Origin of the sequence: Bartonella sp. AP65SXKL (assembly GCF_042195725.1) — a bacterium.
GTDB lineage: Bacteria > Pseudomonadota > Alphaproteobacteria > Rhizobiales > Rhizobiaceae > Bartonella.
On the sequence record NZ_JBHIOW010000084.1, the window covers coordinates 1 to 823 of the forward strand.

An 823-nucleotide genomic window follows, 5' to 3' on the forward strand; every position below is an offset into this window, starting at 1 on the left:
AAATAAACAATTATGGTTTTTTGTTACCATTTTTATCAAGTCAATTTTATTAATAATAGTTATTAAAAAATCACAAAATTAGAATAACCACTTGAAAATATACCCATATGGGTATATTAATAATCATGAGTAAAATAAAACGTATCATATGGCTTGGTTCTTCACTCAAAGATATAAAAAGTCTTCCTGATCTTATTCAACAAAGGATTGGTTATGCTCTTTATCTTGCTCAGATAGGAGATAGAGGAGAAAATGTTAAGGTTCTCAAGGGGTTTGGATCTGCCAATGTTCTAGAAATTATTGAACGCGATATTCAAGGAACTTATCGCGCTGTTTATACGATACAATATAAAAAATCTCTTTATGTGTTGCATTGTTTTCAGAAAAAATCGACCCGTGGCATTGCAACACCAAAACCAGACATTAATCTGATTAAAGAACGTCTCAAGTTAGCAGAACAATTAGAAGGGAATTAAAATGATCAATGTTTTTCACGGTAGTTCCAATGTTTATGCGGATCTTGGCTTTTCAGATTCCAGAGAGATGCTTATCAAAGCGCAACTTGCTCATAAGATTAGTCAAATTCTGAAAGAAAAGAACTTAACACAAAAACAGGCTAGTCAACTTTTGAAAATGACTCAACCAAAACTGTCTAAACTCTTAAGTGGAGAATTTCGAGGAATTAGTGAAATGAAAATGCTTGAGTGTTTGGCAAAATTGGGAAACGATATAAAGATTATTGTTAATCCGAAAGAAGTTAAAACGCTTGAAGGACATTTTGAAGTTGTTTTTTCTTCTTAAACTTCTTTATGATTAGCTTTTT

2 protein-coding genes are annotated in these 823 nt (G+C 31.3%); both read left to right on the forward strand.

What is annotated here, in order from left to right; genetic code table 11:
• Positions 1-125 precede the first annotated feature (125 nt).
• Positions 126-476, forward strand: a complete 351-nt coding sequence (locus tag ACFIMP_RS09800) for a type II toxin-antitoxin system RelE/ParE family toxin (RefSeq protein WP_041581387.1) — start codon at positions 126-128, stop codon at positions 474-476.
• Position 477: 1 nt separating this feature from the next.
• Complete coding sequence (locus ACFIMP_RS09805) at positions 478-801, forward strand: helix-turn-helix domain-containing protein (protein ID WP_015856199.1); 324 nt, start codon at positions 478-480, stop codon at positions 799-801.
• Positions 802-823: the final 22 nt, after the last annotated feature.

Excerpts from the sequence above, each read along its gene's own strand:
- ACFIMP_RS09805 (WP_015856199.1), top strand. The coding sequence starts at position 478 with ATGATCAATGTTTTTCACGGTAGTTCCAATGTTTATGCGGATCTTGGC.
- ACFIMP_RS09800 (WP_041581387.1), top strand. The coding sequence starts at position 126 with ATGAGTAAAATAAAACGTATCATATGGCTTGGTTCTTCACTCAAAGAT.